The organism is Streptomyces sp. JH34 (genome assembly GCF_029428875.1).
In the GTDB taxonomy this organism is placed as follows: Bacteria; Actinomycetota; Actinomycetes; order Streptomycetales; family Streptomycetaceae; genus Streptomyces.
Genome location: NZ_JAJSOO010000001.1, coordinates 1,342,262 through 1,358,766, shown reverse-complemented (window position 1 = coordinate 1,358,766; position 16,505 = coordinate 1,342,262). Strand labels below are relative to the sequence as shown.

Here is a 16,505-nt window from a genome sequence, read left to right as displayed (position 1 = left end):
CGTACGTCTTCACGCACATCGCCCGACCCCGCCCAGTCCTCCCCCGAGCTCTCGGCTTCGCTCGACCAGGGGGCACCCCCACCCGAGGGCGCCGCTGCCGACCCGGCCGCCCTCCTTCGCGAAGGTCGAGAAGAAATCGGTGATCATCAGAAGTCCCACTCCGCGTCCTCGGCCGAGGTGCCGGCGTCGGCGTCTTCGTCGGCCTCGGAGGCGAACGAGGCGCCCGCCATGCCGGCCGTCAGCGTCGTGCCGTCCGCGGGGTCGATCAGCAGGAACGATCCGGTGCGCCGAGAGTCCGCGTAGGCGTCGAGCGCGAGCGGCTCGGCGGTACGCACCACGACCCGGCCGATGTCGTTGGCCACCAGCTTGCCGGGAGCCGGGTGCTGGGAGAGGTCGTCCAGCGTGAGCCGCGACGGGATGTCCTTGACGATCGCCTTCACCGTGCGGGTGGTGTGCTTGAGCAGCACCCGCTGCCCCACGGTGAGCGGCTGGTCGGCCACGTGGCAGACGGTCGCCTCGACGTCCTGCGTCACGGCGGGGGCGTCGTCCGCCGGCGCGATCAGGTCGCCGCGCGAGACGTCGATGTCGTCGGCGAGCCGGATCGTCACCGACTGCGGGGCCCAGGCGATGTCGACGCTCTCGCCGAGCGCGTCGATACCCTCGATCGTCGTGGTGCGCCCGGACGGCAGCACCGCGACCCGCTCGCCGACCCGGAGCACCCCGGCGGCGATCTGGCCGGCGTATCCCCGGTAGTCGGGGTGGTCGGCGGTCTGGGGGCGGATGACGTACTGCACGGGGAAACGCGCGTGGCACTCGGTCAGGTCGTGGCTGACCGGCACCGTCTCCAGGTGCTCCAGGACCGTCGGGCCGCCGTACCAGTCCATGTGGGCGGACGGTTCGACGACGTTGTCGCCGGCCAGGGCCGAGATCGGGATCGCGGTGATCTCCGGGACGCCGAGGGAGGCGGCGTACGCGGTGAACTCCTCGGCGATCGCGGCGAACACGGGCTCCGCGTAGTCCACGAGGTCCATCTTGTTCACGGCGAGGACGACGTGCGGGACGCGCAGCAGGGCGGCGACCGCGGCGTGCCGGCGGGTCTGCTCGACCACGCCGTTGCGGGCGTCGACCAGGACGACCGCCAGCTCGGCGGTGGACGCGCCGGTGACCATGTTGCGGGTGTACTGCACATGGCCGGGGGTGTCCGCGAGGATGAACCGGCGCCGCGGCGTGGCGAAGTAGCGGTAGGCCACGTCGATGGTGATGCCCTGCTCGCGCTCCGCCCGCAGCCCGTCGGTGAGGAGCGCCAGATCCGGCGCTTCCTGGCCGCGGTTCGTGGAGGCCAGTGCCACGGCCTCCAGTTGGTCGGTCAGGACCGACTTGGAGTCGTGCAGCAGGCGCCCGACGAGGGTGGACTTGCCGTCGTCGACGGACCCCGCCGTGGCGAACCGCAGGAGGGTGGTGGCCGAGAGCTGCTCTGCCGGCTGGATGGATGTGGTCATTTCTAGAAGTACCCCTCGCGCTTGCGGTCTTCCATCGCGGCCTCGGACATCTTGTCGTCGGCGCGGGTCGCGCCCCGCTCGGTGAGGCGGGAGGCGGCGATCTCGGTGATCACGGCGTCCAGGGTGGTGGCGTCGGAGTCGACGGCGCCGGTGCAGGACATGTCGCCGACGGTGCGGTAGCGCACCAGGCGGGTCTCGGTCCTCTCGTGGTCCTTGGGGCCGCCCCATCCGCCCGCGGTCAGCCACATGCCGGAACGGCTGAAGACCTCACGCTCGTGGGCGAAGTAGATCTCCGGGAGCTCGATGCCCTCACGCTCGATGTACTGCCAGACGTCGAGCTCGGTCCAGTTGGAGATGGGGAACACCCGGACGTGCTCGCCGGCGGCGTGACGGCCGTTGTAGAGCTGCCACAGCTCGGGGCGCTGGCGGCGGGGGTCCCACTGCGAGAACTCGTCGCGGAGCGAGAACACGCGCTCCTTGGCCCGTGCCTTCTCCTCGTCGCGCCGCCCGCCGCCGAACACGGCGTCGAAGCGGTGCCGCTGGATGGCCTCGGTGAGCGGGACCGTCTGCAGCGGGTTGCGGGTGCCGTCGGGACGCTCACGGAGCTTGCCCGCGTCGATGTACTCCTGGACGGAGGCGACGTGCAGGCGCAGCCCGTGCTTCTCGACGGTGCGGTCGCGGTAGTCGAGGACCTCGGGGAAGTTGTGCCCGGTGTCCACGTGCAGCAGGGCGAAGGGGATGGGCGCCGGCGCGAACGCCTTCAGCGCCAGGTGCAGCATCAGGATCGAGTCCTTGCCGCCGGAGAAGAGGATCACCGGCCGCTCGAACTCCCCCGCCACCTCACGGAAGATGTGCACCGCCTCGGACTCGAGGGAGTCCAGGTGGCTCAGCGCGTACGGATTGACGGTGCCGTCCGGCACGGTGGCGACGGTGCTCATGCCAGGCCCCTCTCGGTGAGCAGCGCACGGAGCGCCGCTGCGGACTCCTGCACGGTCTGCTGGTGCGACTCGATCCGCAGATCCGGTGACTCGGGCGCCTCGTAGGGGTCGTCGACCCCGGTGAGACCACTGATCTCGCCCGCTGCCTGCTTGGCGTACAGCCCCTTCACATCGCGTTCGGAGCACACCTCGACCGGGGTCGCGACGTGCACCTCCAGATACGCGGTGCCCTCCTGCTGATGACGCTTGCGCACCGCTTCACGGCTGTCGGCGTAGGGGGCGATGACCGGGACGAGGACCTTCACGCCGTTGGCGGCGAGCAGTTCGGCGACGAAGCCGATCCGGCCCACGTTGGTGTGCCGGTCCTCGCGGGAGAAGCCGAGACCCGCGGAGAGGAACTCCCGGATCTCGTCGCCGTCGAGCACCTCGACCCGGTGTCCGTCGGCACGCAGTCGGCCCGCCAGCTCGTAGGCGATGGTGGTCTTGCCGGCGCTCGGCAGACCGGTGAGCCAGACGGTGGCTCCCGTCTCCGTCACGCTCATCGATATCTCCTGATCAGTCGTCATCAGCCGTGCAGCCCGCATTCGGTCTTGCCGCGCCCGGCCCAGCGGCCGGCCCGTGCGTCCTCGCCCTCCAGCACCCGCCTGGTGCAGGGCGCGCAGCCGACCGAGGCGTAGCCGTCCGTCAGCAGCGGGTTGGTCAGTACGCCGTGCTCGGCGACGTAGGCGTCCACGTCGTCCTGGGTCCAGCGGGCGATGGGCGAGACCTTGACCTTGCGGCGCTTTTCGTCCCAGCCCACGACCGGGGTGTTCGCCCGGGTGGGGGACTCGTCGCGGCGCAGTCCGGTCGCCCAGGCCGCGTATGCCGTCAGCCCCTCCTCCAGGGGCTTGACCTTGCGCAGCGCGCAGCACAGGTCGGGGTCGCGGTCGTGCAGCTGCGGCCCGTACTCGGCGTCCTGCTCGGCCACCGACTGACGCGGCGTCAGCGTGATGAGGTTGACGTCCATCACGGCCTCCACCGCGTCCCGTGTGCCGATCGTCTCCTCGAAGTGGTATCCGGTGTCCAGGAAGACGACGTCCACGCCGGGGAAGACCCGGGAGGCCAGGTGCGCGACGACCGCGTCCTCCATGGAGGAGGTGACGCAGAAGCGCTTGCCGAAGGTGTCGGCGGCCCACCGGAGGATGTCGCTCGCGGAGGCGTCCTCCAGGTCGCGCCCGGCGCGCACCGCCAGGTCCTTGAGGGCCTCGTCGGTGAGCTCGGAAGCTTGCAGAGTGTCCGTCATGTCCCGTCCCCTTCCACGTCGTTGCGCTTCAGCCCCTGGGTCAGCAGGCCCAGGAACTTGAGCTGGAACGCGCGATTGCAGGAAGCACATTCCCAGGCGCCGTGTCCGCTCTCGTGGGGGCGCAGGTCCTCGTCGCCGCAGTACGGGCAGTAGAACGGCGCCGCTCGTTCGCTCATGACAGCGACTCCGCGTCGGCGCGCGCCGCCCACGTCGCGAAGCGCTCGCCGTCCTCGCGCTGCTCCTGGAAGTTGCCGAGCACCCGCTCGACGTAGTCCGGGAGTTCGGCGGAGGTGACCTTCAGGCCGCGGACCTTGCGGCCGAATCCGGCCTCCAGGCCGAGAGCGCCGCCGAGGTGCACCTGGTAGCCCTCGACCTGGTTGCCGTCGCCGTCCAGCATCAGCTGGCCCTTGAGGCCGATGTCCGCGGTCTGGATGCGGGCGCAGGCGTTGGGGCAGCCGTTGATGTTGATGGAGAGCGGCTCCTCGAAGTCCGGCATGCGGCGCTCCAGTTCGTCGATGAGCGCGGCGCCGCGCGCCTTCGTCTCGACGATCGCCAGCTTGCAGAACTCGATGCCGGTGCAGGCCATCGTGCCGCGCCGGAACGGGGAGGCGTTCACCTGGAAGTCCAGAGCCTCCAGCCCGGCTGTCAGGGAGTCGACCTGGTCCCGCTCGACGTCCAGGATCAGCATCTTCTGCTCGACGGTGGTGCGCACCCGGCCCGAGCCGTGCGCCTCGGCCAGATCGGCGATCTTGGCCAGGGTGGAGCCGTCCACCCGGCCTACGCGCGGGGCGAAGCCCACGTAGAAGCGGCCGTCCTGCTGGGCGTGCACACCGATGTGGTCGCGCCAGCGGGAGGAGGGCTGCGCGGGCGGCGGCCCGTCCAGCATCGGGCGCTTGAGGTATTCGTCCTGGAGGATCTGGCGGAACTTCTCCGGACCCCAGTCGGCCATCAGGAACTTCAGACGGGCGCGCGTACGCAGCCGGCGGTAGCCGTAGTCGCGGAAGATCCCGACGACACCCGCCCAGACGTCGGGGACCTCGTCCAGCGGCACCCAGGCGCCGAGGCGCTCGGCGAACCGCGGGTTGGTCGAGAGCCCGCCGCCCACCCACAGGTCGAAGCCGGGGCCGTGCTCGGGGTGGTCGACGCCCACGAACGCGATGTCGTTGATCTCGTGCACCACGTCCTGGACCGGCGAGCCGGAGATCGCGGTCTTGAACTTGCGGGGCAGGTTCGAGAATTCCTTGCTGCCGATGTAGCGCTCGTGGATCTCGTCGACCGCGGGCGTGCCGTCGATGATCTCGTCGGCGGCGATACCGGCCACCGGCGAGCCGATGATCACACGGGGGCAGTCGCCGCACGCCTCGGTCGTCGAGAGCCCGACGGCCTCGAGCTTCTCCCAGATCGCCGGGACGTCCTCGATGCGGATCCAGTGCAGCTGGACGTTCTGCCGGTCGGTGATGTCGGCGGTGCCGCGCGCGTACTCCTCGGAGATCTCGCCGATGACGCGCAGCTGAGCGGTGGTCAGCCTTCCGCCGTCGATGCGCACGCGCAGCATGAAGTAGCGGTCGTCCAGCTCCTCCGGCTCCAGCACGGCGGTCTTGCCGCCGTCGATCCCGGGGCGGCGCTGGGTGTACAGCCCCCACCAGCGCATGCGTCCACGCAGGTCGTTGGGGTCGATGGAGTCGAATCCGCGCTTCGAGTAGATCGTCTCGATGCGTGTCCGCACGTTGAGACTGTCGTCGTCCTTCTTGAACTGCTCGTTGCCGTTCAGCGGGGTGAAGTGACCCATGGCCCACTGACCTTCACCACGGTGACGTCCGGCCTTGCGGCGGGGCGTGGCGGTAGCAGGCTTCTCGGGGGTGGCGGCCATGGCTATACGTCCTTCGGGACTGCAGGAGGGCGGCTCTGAACTGCACACTCGCGTGAGGCGCGGCGGTGCGCAGGGGGATGGAGCTGGTTCAGGAGATCGCGGTGCTGGTAACGCTCAGCGGACCGGACAGATGGCGCTGGACATGCGGCCGAGGTCGACGTGCCGCCGACTCACCAAGGCAATTCCAGTTCCGGACATGACGGAAGCGTGTCACGCGGATCTCGGGCCAGTCCACCACGATCCATCATGTGGACGGGATGGTCCCGGAATGTGAGACGCTGTGGCGCCCGTCACGCCCGCTCTGTCGACAAGGCGACAAAGGGCGGTGCGATCAGGCGCGCGCACCGGGCCAGGGGCCGGGGTTCTCGACGTCGGGCTCCTGCTCGACCTTGGTGTCGAACAGCCGGAAACCGCGCCGCCGGTAGTTGTCCATCGCGTGCGGGCCGTCGTTCGAGCACGTGTGCACCCACACCCGCTCGGTGGGCCTCCGCCCGGGATGCCGTTCGGCCAGGTCCCACGCCCGGGCCACACCGTACGACAGAAGATGACCGCCGATACGGCGCCCGCGGAAGGCCGGGATCAGACCGAAGTACACGATCTCCACGGCCCCGTCCTCCTGGGCGTCGAGCTCGATGAACCCGGCCGGCGTGCCGTGCTCGTACGCCACCCAGGTCTCGGCCCCCGGACGGTCCAGGATCTCCTGCCACTGCGCGTACGTCAGCCCCAGCCGGTCGGTCCACCGGACGTCTCCGCCCACCGCGGTGTAGAGGAACCGGCTGAACTCCGGCAGCGGCGTCCGGGAACGTGTGACCGTCACTCCCTCCGGGGGCGCGGCGGCGGGGCTCAGATCAGCGGGCGACGTCTGTTCCAGGGACCAGACGGTCACGTCCGAGACGGTGGGCGCGGAGTGCGTGGAGTCGCTCATGGCCGTCAGAGAACCACGCCCGCCGCACCCCGCCCACACCGGGGCCACTCAGGGCGTCCCCGTCGGCGTACGCGCTCTGACCACCACCGGAGCAGTCGAGCGGGGCAGCAGATCGGCCGGCGCGTCAGGGTGGACCACCTCCACCTCCACCCCCTCACGGAAGCGGTACGGGCGGTGCGCCAGCACCTCCGCGAGATGGCGCCGGATCCGGGATATCTCGGCCCGCACCGTCACCGTCCTGCTCGCGTCACCGAAGACGTCCTCGGCCAGCTCCGCCGCCGTCCGCCCCTCGCGGTGCAGGGCCAGCGCGTACAGCAGCTCGGCGTGCCGGGGTGACAGCCGGCGTGTCCAGCTGTCCACGGGGCCGGTCACATGGACCGCGAGCCCCCGCTCCCGGCCGAGGTCGAGCACCACCCGGCGCGGCGGGTGGTCGTGCGCGCCCTCCGCGACCTGCACCAGCCAGCCGCCGGGCAGCGGCTCCACCCGGCACATCCCGAGCGAGGCCAGCCACACCGGGCCCGGCTCGAGCGACTTCGGCAGGGGCAGCCGGTCCACGGGCGGCATACCGCTGACGGCGGCCAGCCAGCCGTGGGTGTCCACCACCAGCGCACGGCCGCCCAGCCGGCACAGGATCGGGGCGGCCACCGAACGCAGCCGCTCGATCGCCACCAGATGCCGGCTGCGCAGCTCGCTCTCCGCCAGCGCGGCGACCGAACCGACCAGGGCCAGCGTCGTCGGGTGGAAGGTGGAGGCGGGCCCGCTGATGTCGACGATGCCCATGAGCCTGCCGTCCCGTGGGTCCCGCACCGGCGCCGCCGCACAGGTCCAGCCGTGCAGGGCCCGGACGAAGTGCTCGGCCGAGTGCACCTGCACCGGGACGCGCGCGGCGAGCGCGGTGCCGATCGCGTTCGTCCCCGTCGCCGACTCCGCCCAGGAGGCGCCTTCCTCGAGACAGATGTCCTTGGCCCGGCGCATCACGGCCGCGTGACCCTGGCGCCACAGCACCCGGCCCTCGGTGTCGGTGACGACCATGATCTGCTGCGTCGCGTCCGCTATCGAGGCCAGCCCCTCCCGGAGCAGGGGCATGACCTCGCCGAGCGCCGTGCTCCTGCGCCGGTGCTCGATCTCGTCCGCCTCCAGCAGCCTGCTCTCCGTCGATTGCTCGGGATCGATCCCGCTGCGCACCGCGCGGTCCCAGGAGGCGTCGATCTCCGCGCGCGGGACGTCCGCCGTGCGCCGGCCCGCCATCCGGGCCTCCCGCGCGCGGTGGACCTGGCGCTCGGTCACCGCGGGACGCGGGTCGTTCCCCGGCCGCGCCGACGCGGCAGTGCGTGACTCCATGACGGTCCCCCCAGCAAGCGTGGGCCCGGTCCGTAAAAGGGGAACGGGGCCCGAAGGGCCCATTTTGCCGTGCGGGGGTTCCGTTGGCTCGCACTCCACGCAACGTTTGCAACCCATTGCAACTCTGGTGAGGGGGTGCAGACCGTACAACAGTGGAGGAACACCGCGTGGGGAGTCCCCGACCCGCCGTGCGGTGGTGCACAAGCGTGGAGGGTGGTGCCGTGTCGGCGCAGCACCACCCTCCGTCGTTTGCCGACCGGCGGTGGCCCTCAGGACTCCCCGGCCCGCGCACGCTCCACGACCGCGGCCAGATCCAGGCTGTGCGGCAGCGTCCCGAAGGCCGAGCCCCAGTCCCCTCCCAGCCGCGAGGCGCAGAACGCGTCCGCGACCTCCGGCGGCGCCCATCGCAGCAGCAGCGAACCCTGCAGCACCAGGGCCATCCGCTCCACGAGCCGCCTGGCGCGCGCCTCGACGGCGTCCAGGTCGGCCAGCTCCGTCAGCAGGTCCTTGATCGCGGCGTCGAGCCGGTGGTCCGCGCCGCGGGCCTTCCCGACCTCCCGCAGGAACGCGTCGAGCGCCCCCGGCTCACGCTGCAGCGCCCGCAGGACGTCGAGCGCCTGCACGTTGCCCGAGCCCTCCCAGATCGAGTTGAGCGGCGCCTCGCGCAACAGCCTCGGCATCCCGGACTCCTCGACGTAACCGTTGCCGCCGAGGCATTCCAGGGCCTCGCCCACCACCGCGGAGCACCGCTTCGTCACCCAGTACTTGGCGGCCGGCACCGCGATCCGCAGGAAGGCCCGCTCCTGCTCCGTGTCCGCGTCGTAGGCGGCCGCCAGCCGCAGCGCGAGCGTCGTCGCCGCCTCCGACTCCAGGGCCAGGTCCGCCAGTACGTTGCGCATCAGCGGCTTCTCGATCAGCAGTCCGCCGAACGCGCTGCGGTGGGCGCTGTGGTGGACCGCCTGCGCCACCGCCTGCCGCATCAGCGCGGCCGAACCGACCACGCAGTCCAGCCGGGTCGCCGCCACCATCTCGATGATGGTGCGCACCCCGCGCCCCTCCTCGCCGACCCGGCGGGCCCACGTCCCGTCGAACTCGACCTCGCCGGAGGCGTTGGACCGGTTGCCCAGCTTGTCCTTGAGCCGCTGGATCGCGAAGGGGTTGCGGGCGCCGTCCGGGAGGACCCGCGGCACGAGGAAGCAGCTCAGCCCGCCCGGTGCCTGGGCCAGCACCAGGAAGCCGTCGGACATGGGGGCCGAACAGAACCACTTGTGACCGGTGAGCAGGTACTCCCCGTCGGCCGCGAGGGCGTCGGCACGGGTGGTGTTGGACCGCACGTCGGTGCCGCCCTGCTTCTCCGTCATGCCCATCCCGAAGAGCACACCGGCCTTCTGCGACGCGGGCCGCAGTCCCTCCTCGTACACGTGCGAGGTCAGCAGCGGCTCCCATTCCGCGGCCAGCGCCGGATCGGTGCGCAGCGCCGGGACCGCCGCGTGCGTCATCGACAGCGGGCAACCGTGGCCCGCCTCGGCCTGCGTCCAGACCAGGAACCCGGCCGCGCGCCGGACGTGCCCGCCCTGCCTGCCCCAGGCGTCCGTCAGTCCGGCCGTGACGGCGTGCCCCAGCAGCCGGTGCCAGGCCGGGTGGAAGTCGACCTCGTCGACGCGGTGCCCGTAACGGTCGTGGGTGCGTAGCCTCGGCGGGTTCTCGTTCGCCTGCGCACCCCACTCCTGGGCCTGGACGGAGCCGGCGGAACGGCCCAGCGTGCTGAGTTCCTCCCGTGCCTCGTCGAGGATCCCGGGCGCGAGATGCCGCTCGACGGCCTCCGTCAGCGCCCGGTCGCCGGCGAAGACGTCATAGCCGACCAGCGGCGGAACCTGGTTGGTCACTGTGTGGGTGCTTGCTGCCATGCCGATACGGTAAGGAGGTGCAGGCAGCAAATGAAACACCCGAACGGCCACCGGGCCGCCTCCACCGGGCCCGAGTCCTCTACCGCAACGTCTCGAAGCGGCAGATGGCGTGGCAGTTGCTCAAGGACACGGTCAATTCGTGCATCGAGTACCGCATCCTCGGCCTCGCGGCCGAGGCGGCGTTCTTCACCCTGCTGTCCCTGCCCCCGCTGCTGCTCGGCCTGATCGGGCTGCTCGGATACGTCGACGACTGGACGTCCACCACGACGGTCGCCTCCATCGAGCGCAACATCCTGGGCGCGGTGCAGACGGTGCTGTCGGAACGCGGCGTCAACGACATCGCCAAACCGCTCATAGCCGACGTCACCACGGGCGCGCGCCCCGACATCATCTCCATCGGCTTCGCGATCGCGCTCTGGTCGGGCTCCCGCGCGGTGAACGTCTTCATCGACACGATCACCGTGATGTACGGGCTCGACGGCCACCGCGGCATCGTCAAGACACGGCTCCTCGCCTTCCTGCTGTACGTGGTGGCGCTGCTGCTGGGCGCCGTGGTCCTGCCGCTGCTGGTCGTCGGCCCGGACCGGGTGGTGGAGTTCGTCCCGTGGGGCACGGAAGTGCTCGCGGTCATGTACTGGCCGCTGGTGATACTGCTGTCCATCGCGTTCCTGACGACGCTCTACCACGTGTCGGTGCCTGTCCGCTCACCGTGGATAGAGGACGTCCCCGGGGCGCTCGTGGCCCTCGGGATGTGGGTGCTGGGCAGTTTCCTCCTGAGGATCTACCTGACGAGCACGGTCGAAGGCCCCACCATCTACGGCTCGTTGGCCGCGCCCATCGCCGTCCTGCTCTGGATAGGCATCTCCGCGTTCGCCGTACTCGTGGGCGCCGCGGTGAACGCGGCGATCGACCGTGTCTGGCCCTCGCTCGCGACCGCCGCCGCCCGCGCCGCCAGCGACCGTGTCAAGGCCGCCCAGGCCGCGGAGCTCGTGGCACGGACCCAGGCCGCGCACTGGGACGCGTACGCCGACGAGGAGGACGACGACGTGTCCATGCCCTCCGAGTTCCCCGAGCGCTGGTCGCGGTTCCTGCCCCCCGACGACGTGAAGTCCCGTCTGCACGGGTCCCGTGACAAGGACGCCACGTAGCCTGGTGACCATGGGCGCACGGTACGGGGAACGGACGTCGCGGCTCGGCGGCGCGGTTCTCTGGACCTGGAGCGGGGTGCGTGACCCCGGTCGGCCCGTACTGCCCGACGGCTGCATGGATCTGCTGTGGGCCGGCGGCCGGCTGATGGTGGCGGGCCCCGACACCCGTGCGTTCACCCCGGCCGCGGCGCTCTCCGGCAGCTGCGCGGGCATCCGCTTCGCCCCCGGTACGGCACCGGCGCTCCTGGGCGTGCCGGCGCACGAGCTCCGTGACAGACGCGTCCCCCTCGACGCCCTCTGGCCGTGTCGCGTGGTCCGCGACCTGACCGAGCTGACAGGAGAGGCCGAGGACCCGGCCGCCGCGCTGGAAGGCATCGCCCTGCGCCGCGCGGCGGGCGTCGAGCCCCCCGACCCGCTCCTGGCCGCCGTCGCGGCACAGCTGGGCCAGGGGAGTTCCGTCACCGCCACCGCACGGTCCGTGGGGCTCGGCGCACGCCAGCTGCACCGCCGCTCGCTGGCCGCCTTCGGCTACGGGCCCAAGACGCTGGCCAGGGTCCTGAGACTGCAGCGCGCCCTGGCCCTCGTGCGCGCCGGGACCCCCTACGCCGAGGCCGCGTACGCCGCCGGCTGCACGGACCAGGCACATCTGGCCCGCGAGGTGCGGGACCTGGCGGGCACGACGCTCGGCGGCTACCTGGCCGGCACCGGTCAGGAGGGATTCGCGGCGAACAGGGAGACCGCGCAGCCGTCGGGGTCCAGGACCACCGCGTAACGCTGGCCCCAGACGGCGTCCCAGGGCGCCAGGTGCCCCTCGTACCCCGCGCCGGTCAGATCGGCGTACACCGCGTCGACCTCCGCGGGGTCCTCGCAGAGGAAGGCGAGCCCGAGGCGCTCCCCGCCCTTCGACCCCGCCCAGCCGGGGTCGAAGGAGCGGACGACGTCCTCGGTGTCCCAGAGCAGGCGCTGCCCGCCGGGCAGCGCGACCTCCACATGGGGTGCCGATTCGGCGCCCGCGGGGATGTCGAGCCCCAGCCGGCGGTAGAAGGCCAGGGACGCGGCCAGGTCGGCCGTGGTGACGGAGACGGCGTCGAGTCGTGGAGTCATGGGACGACCGTATGACGGGGGCCGCGACCGGTCTTGTACGAAACGGTCACGGCCCCCGGAGTGGTCACCCTCTACGCGCAGGCGTCGGGCGAGGTGCCCGTCTCCGTCAGCGGCAGGCCCAGCTGGGCGCGCTCCGTGAGCCAGCGGGTCGGACGGTGGCGCGGGTCGCCGGTCGTGGCGTGCAGGGACCGCTGGAGCTCCAGCATCCGCGCGGCGCCGACCCGGTCGCCCCAGGCCAAGGGCCCCACCGGGTAACCGAGACCCGTGGTCACGGCGACGTCGATGTCAGCCGGGGCCGCCAGTGAGCGCTCCGCGATGGAGGCGGCGACGGAGACCACAGAGGCGAGCAGCCGCTGGGCCACCGAACCCGCGGTGTCCCGCACCACCGACACGGCGAAGGGCTCCCCGCCGTCCGCAGGGCGGGCCAGCACCGCGCGGGCGTCCCGCGCGGCGGACGGGTCCGAGGCGGGCGTCACCGCGAGCACCCGGCGGCGGCCGGCCGGCGGCAGCGGATCCACCCCGAAGGTGCGTGCGGCGGGCAGCCCCAGGGAGGCCACCGCGGACGCCACGGTGGTGCCCCAGACGGGGACGAGCACCAGTGCGTCCTCCGAGGGGCCGGTGCCGGTCCCGACCACCGCGCCGGCGGCGCCCAGCGCGCTGCGCAGCTCGTCCCCCTCCGCGCCCGCCACGAACACCGGCCGGCCGGCGTCACCCGTGACCGGCGGTTCCGGGGCGGGCGCCGGCGCGTCGGGGCCGTACGCGAACCAGCCCTGTCCGCTCTTGCGGCCGTGCAGGCCGGCTGTGACCCGGTTCGGGGTGAGGAAGGAGGGGCGGAGCCGGTCCTCGTGGCGGAAGCCCTGCCAGATGGAGTCGATCACCGCCGCCGTGACGTCGAGCCCGGTGAGGTCCATCAGCTCGAACGGGCCCATGCGCAGCCCCAGCACGTCGCGGGCGATCCGGTCGATGCCGGCCGGATCCGCGACCGACTCCTCCAGCAGCGCCAGGGCCTCCGTGACCAGCCCCCGGCCGGCGTGGTTGACGAGGAAGCCGGGGGTGTCGGCCACCGTCACCGCGCGGTGACCGCAGCTCTCGACCAGCGCCGTGAGCAACGGGGGGATCCCGGGACGGGTGGCGGCGCCCGGTACGACCTCGACGATCCTCATCAGGGGCACCGGGTTGAAGAAGTGCAGCCCGGCGAGCCGGCCCGGGTCCCGCAGCGAGGCGGCGATCCGGGTCACCGACAGGGACGAGGTGTTGGTCGCGAAGACCGTGGACTCCGGCAGGGCCTGCTCCAGCTTCCCGAAGACCTCGGCCTTGGTGTCCAGGTCCTCGCGCACGGCCTCGACGACCAGCTCGACGTCCGGGCCCGGTGCCCACGGGTCGTCCAGCGGGACCAGCCGCTCCAGGGCGGCGGCGGAGTCCTCGGCGGACATCCGGCCCTTCTGGACCGCGCGGTCCAGCATCGACCGTACGAAGTCCACGGCCGCCGTCACCGCCTCGGTCCGGACGTCGCCGAGCTCCACGGTGTGCCCGGCGGCCGAGGCCCACTGGGCGATGCCGCGGCCCATGGCTCCGGCGCCGACGATCCTGATACGCATGGCGGTTACGTCCTCTCGGCAGGTGCGGTCGATGTCGGCGACGGTAGCCGCGGGGGTGTCGGAAGGCGCGGCCGGGTTCAGCGGAGGTAGACGCGGCCGGGGTCCACGTCCTCACGCAGGAGCCGCAGTTCGGCGCCGGTCGGCGGCGGCACGGTCCCGACGTCCTCGGCGACCTGGAGGTCCCAGCCGGTGGCCTCCCGCACCTGGTCCACCGTCACGCCGGGGTGGACGGCGACCAGCCGGAGTTCCTGGCCCACGCCGGCCCGGGCCAGGATGCCCAGTTCGGTGATGACCCGGGTGACTCCCGCGCCCAGCGGCCGGATGCCCTCGGCGAGCGCGCGGTCCGGGCCCGGTGTGGTGCAGAAGTCCAGGGCCGCGGTGAAGGAGCGCGGGTTGTGGCGGCGCATCACCACGAACACCTCGCGGGAGTTGGCCATCACCTCGACGGCTCCGCCCGAGCCGGGGAGCCGCACCGCGGGGCTCCTCCAGTCCCCGATGACGGAGGTGTTGAGGTTGCCCCACCGGTCGATCTGCGCGGCACCGAGGAAGCCCACGTCGATGTGGCCACCCTGCAGCACGCAGCCGAACAGCGCGGGCATCGACAGCACGGCCTCCGCGCCCGAGATGAGGACGGCGTCGGCGATGGTCTCCGGCAGATGAGAGGGATGCGCCCCGCAGACCCCTGACTCGTACACGACCTCGATCCGCGGTGCGACCGTCAGACGGGCGAGTTCCGTGGCGAGCGTGGGCAGCCCGATCCCGGCGAACACCGTGCGCCGGGAGGCGAGTTCACGCGAGGCGACGACCGAGAGCAACTCGGACGAGGTGACGGTCTCCTGTGCGGTGGTGGTCATGATCCCTTCCTTCTCCAGGGGCGCGCTCACAGCCGCCTCCCGTAGTTCACCGGTTCGCTCAGCGCCTCGCCGACCGCGAGGCCCGCCCAGAACTCCTCGCCCAGCTTGTCGACGTACTCTGCGTGGTCGGCCGTCCCGTACACCCACTCCGCCAGCCACGCCCGCAACCGCTCCGGGTCCTTGCTGATGTGCGACCACGCCCGGTAGAAGTCGTTGTCCCGGTCGTAGTAGCCCTGCGCGAAGGACGGGTGCGCGCCGCGCGGGCAGACGACGACGGCGTCCACGGCGTGCGACGGCACGAGCGTCCGGTTGGGGTCCGAGCGGACCACCTCGTCCTCGACGACCTCCTCGACGACGACGATCGCCTTGTCCGCCGCGTACACCGCTTCCGCCTGGACGCCGGTCAGCCCCCAGATCTGGGTGTTGCCCCGGCGGTCGGCCCGCTGCGCGTGGATGATCGTCACGTCCGGGTTCACGGGCGGCACGACGTAGATCTGCTCCGGCTCGCCGTCGGGGCCGGGATAGGGGGACGTCACCTTGCGCAGATCGCTGTTGACGCCCGGCAGGTCGCTGCCGCCGTAGCTGCGCAGCGGGTAGAACGGCAGCCGCTGGGACCCTGCGAGGTAGCGGCAGACCATCCCGTAGTGGCTGTACTCCTCGAAGGCCAGCGGGGCCGGGTCGGCGCGCTCGATCCTGCGCCGCAGCTCACCGAGCGAACCGGCGGAGGAGTTGCCCACGAAGGAGGAGACCAGCCGCGAGACACAGCCCGCGGCGATCATCTGGTCCACCACGATGTCCGCCGTCATCCGTACGACGGTCAGGTCCACGCGGCCCTGGCGGATGATCTCGTGCCCGGCGGCGGTGGGGACGAGGTGGGTGAAGCCCTCCAGGCAGACGGTCGCCCCGTCGTGCACGAAGGCGGCTACCGCCTCCCTCATCGACATGACTTTGCTGGGCCCGTCGGCCGTATCCGTCCGCTCCACGGTGCTCCTCGGCGAGTGCGTGCTGGTCGCCCTTACCGTGGCAGCGCCCATTGATTGCTGTCCAATACCAAATTAAGGTCGAATCAAGACCGTTGGTTAATGAATGGAAGCTCCGATGGAACTGCGTCATCTGACCGCGTTCACCGCCGTCGCCGAGGAACTCCACTTCGGCCGCGCCGCCAAGCGGCTGCAGATGGCGCAGCCCCCGCTCAGCCAGCAGATCCGGCAGCTGGAGAAGGAGCTCGGCGTCCAGCTCTTCGAGCGCAACACCCGCTCGGTGCGGCTCACCAGTGCGGGGGAGTCCTTCCTCGAACCCGTACGCACCGTGCTCGCCGACCTCGACACGGCCGTGCGGGCCGCCAAGGCCGCCGGCCGGGGCGAGTACGGGCGGGTCACCATCGGCTTCGCCGGAGCGTCCAGCCACGAGACGCTGCCGCTGCTGACCCGGGCCGTGCGGGCCTCCCACCCCGGGATCGAACTGGCCATGAAGGGGCAGACGTACGCCAACGTCGCCCTCTCCCGGGTCGCCGACGGCTCCCTCGACCTGGGGTTCGTCCGCCTGCCGGTCACCCAGCCGGGGGTGGCCTACCGGGTCATCGACGAGGAGGAGCTGCTGTGCGCGCTGCCCTCCGACCACCCGCTCGCCCGGCTGGAGAGCGTCCCGATCGGGGTCCTCGCCGACGAACCCTTCGTCTCCTTCCCCGCGAACGCCGGCTCCACGGTCCGCGACGCGATGGTCCAGGCCTGCGAGGCCACCGGCTTCAACCCGCGGGTGGTGCAGGAGGCCCCCGACTCGTACACGATCCTGGCCCTCGTCGCCGCGGGGGTCGGCGTCACGCTCACGGTCTCCTCGGTCCGCCACATCCAGCAGAACGGGCTGGTCTACCGCCCCCTCGACGGCCCGCCCATCCGGCGACAGGCCGCGCTGGCCTGGCGCACGGACAACCCCTCGGCGGCGCTGCTTGCGGTGCTGGCGGTGGCCGAGGAGGCGCTGCCTACGCCGTGACCGCGCGATTGAGACGTAGAGCGTCTCGAAAGTGAGGTAACTCGATATTG

17 protein-coding genes are annotated in these 16,505 nt (G+C 71.9%); 3 read left to right on the top strand and 14 right to left on the bottom strand.

Features of this window, described 5'->3' with window-relative positions; genetic code table 11:
- Window positions 1–146: 146 nt before the first annotated feature.
- The 10 genes from LWJ43_RS06065 to LWJ43_RS06025 form a co-directional block, all read right to left on the bottom strand.
- Window positions 147–1,499 (bottom strand): sulfate adenylyltransferase subunit 1, encoded by a 1,353-nt coding sequence (locus LWJ43_RS06065; protein WP_277331254.1) that lies wholly within the window; start codon window positions 1,497–1,499, stop codon window positions 147–149.
- A gap of 2 nt (window positions 1,500–1,501) precedes the next feature.
- On the bottom strand, window positions 1,502–2,437 hold the full coding sequence (cysD, locus tag LWJ43_RS06060) for a sulfate adenylyltransferase subunit CysD (protein ID WP_277331253.1): 936 nt from the start codon (window positions 2,435–2,437) through the stop codon (window positions 1,502–1,504).
- On the bottom strand, window positions 2,434–3,003 hold the full coding sequence (gene cysC, locus LWJ43_RS06055) for an adenylyl-sulfate kinase (RefSeq protein ID WP_277331252.1): 570 nt from the start codon (window positions 3,001–3,003) through the stop codon (window positions 2,434–2,436). Before cysC ends, cysD begins: the two co-directional genes overlap by 4 nt.
- Window positions 3,003–3,719 carry a phosphoadenylyl-sulfate reductase gene (locus LWJ43_RS06050; RefSeq protein ID WP_277331251.1) on the bottom strand — a complete coding sequence of 239 codons (717 nt, stop codon included), beginning with the start codon at window positions 3,717–3,719 and terminating at the stop codon, window positions 3,003–3,005. The genes cysC and LWJ43_RS06050 overlap by 1 nt, the downstream gene beginning before the upstream one ends.
- The gene (locus LWJ43_RS06045; RefSeq protein ID WP_277331250.1) at window positions 3,716–3,895 is read right to left on the bottom strand and encodes a hypothetical protein; all 180 of its coding nucleotides are present in this window, start codon (window positions 3,893–3,895) and stop codon (window positions 3,716–3,718) included. Before LWJ43_RS06045 ends, LWJ43_RS06050 begins: the two co-directional genes overlap by 4 nt.
- A complete protein-coding gene (locus tag LWJ43_RS06040) occupies window positions 3,892–5,589 on the bottom strand; it encodes a nitrite/sulfite reductase (RefSeq protein ID WP_277331249.1) in 1,698 nt (565 codons plus the stop codon). The genes LWJ43_RS06045 and LWJ43_RS06040 overlap by 4 nt, the downstream gene beginning before the upstream one ends.
- A 114-nt stretch (window positions 5,590–5,703) precedes the next feature.
- Window positions 5,704–5,787, bottom strand: a complete 84-nt coding sequence (locus LWJ43_RS33035) for a putative leader peptide (RefSeq protein WP_349817346.1) — start codon at window positions 5,785–5,787, stop codon at window positions 5,704–5,706.
- 133 nt (window positions 5,788–5,920) lie between these two features.
- A complete protein-coding gene (locus LWJ43_RS06035; protein WP_277331248.1) occupies window positions 5,921–6,514 on the bottom strand; it encodes a GNAT family N-acetyltransferase in 594 nt (197 codons plus the stop codon).
- A 48-nt stretch (window positions 6,515–6,562) separates the two neighbouring features.
- On the bottom strand, window positions 6,563–7,855 hold the full coding sequence (locus LWJ43_RS06030) for a helix-turn-helix domain-containing protein (protein WP_277331247.1): 1,293 nt from the start codon (window positions 7,853–7,855) through the stop codon (window positions 6,563–6,565).
- Window positions 7,856–8,124: 269 nt separating this feature from the next.
- A complete protein-coding gene (locus tag LWJ43_RS06025) occupies window positions 8,125–9,762 on the bottom strand; it encodes an acyl-CoA dehydrogenase family protein (RefSeq protein WP_277331246.1) in 1,638 nt (545 codons plus the stop codon).
- A 17-nt stretch (window positions 9,763–9,779) separates the two neighbouring features.
- Here LWJ43_RS06025 and LWJ43_RS06020 point away from each other — a divergent pair, with 17 nt between their 5' ends.
- Together LWJ43_RS06020 and LWJ43_RS06015 are read left to right on the top strand one after the other, a co-directional pair.
- Window positions 9,780–10,910 (top strand): YihY/virulence factor BrkB family protein, encoded by a 1,131-nt coding sequence (locus tag LWJ43_RS06020; RefSeq protein ID WP_277331245.1) that lies wholly within the window; start codon window positions 9,780–9,782, stop codon window positions 10,908–10,910.
- 10 nt (window positions 10,911–10,920) lie between these two features.
- On the top strand, window positions 10,921–11,682 hold the full coding sequence (locus LWJ43_RS06015) for a DUF6597 domain-containing transcriptional factor (RefSeq protein WP_277331244.1): 762 nt from the start codon (window positions 10,921–10,923) through the stop codon (window positions 11,680–11,682).
- Here the strand turns inward: LWJ43_RS06015 and LWJ43_RS06010 are convergent.
- From LWJ43_RS06010 to LWJ43_RS05995, 4 genes are all read right to left on the bottom strand, one after another.
- Complete coding sequence (locus LWJ43_RS06010) at window positions 11,619–12,014, bottom strand: VOC family protein (RefSeq protein WP_277331243.1); 396 nt, start codon at window positions 12,012–12,014, stop codon at window positions 11,619–11,621. The two genes, LWJ43_RS06015 and LWJ43_RS06010, sit on opposite strands and share 64 nt — an antisense overlap.
- 71 nt (window positions 12,015–12,085) lie before the next feature.
- On the bottom strand, window positions 12,086–13,612 hold the full coding sequence (locus LWJ43_RS06005) for a 3-hydroxyacyl-CoA dehydrogenase (protein WP_277331242.1): 1,527 nt from the start codon (window positions 13,610–13,612) through the stop codon (window positions 12,086–12,088).
- A gap of 77 nt (window positions 13,613–13,689) precedes the next feature.
- Complete coding sequence (locus LWJ43_RS06000) at window positions 13,690–14,466, bottom strand: CoA-transferase subunit beta (protein WP_277331241.1); 777 nt, start codon at window positions 14,464–14,466, stop codon at window positions 13,690–13,692.
- Window positions 14,467–14,492: 26 nt separating this feature from the next.
- Window positions 14,493–15,410, bottom strand: coding sequence for a CoA transferase subunit A (locus tag LWJ43_RS05995; protein WP_277335824.1), 918 nt, complete (start codon window positions 15,408–15,410; stop codon window positions 14,493–14,495).
- A 154-nt stretch (window positions 15,411–15,564) separates the two neighbouring features.
- On the opposite strand from LWJ43_RS05995, the gene LWJ43_RS05990 reads away from it, so the two are divergent.
- A complete protein-coding gene (locus LWJ43_RS05990) occupies window positions 15,565–16,455 on the top strand; it encodes a LysR family transcriptional regulator (RefSeq protein WP_277331240.1) in 891 nt (296 codons plus the stop codon).
- The last annotated feature ends 50 nt before the right edge of the window (window positions 16,456–16,505 follow it).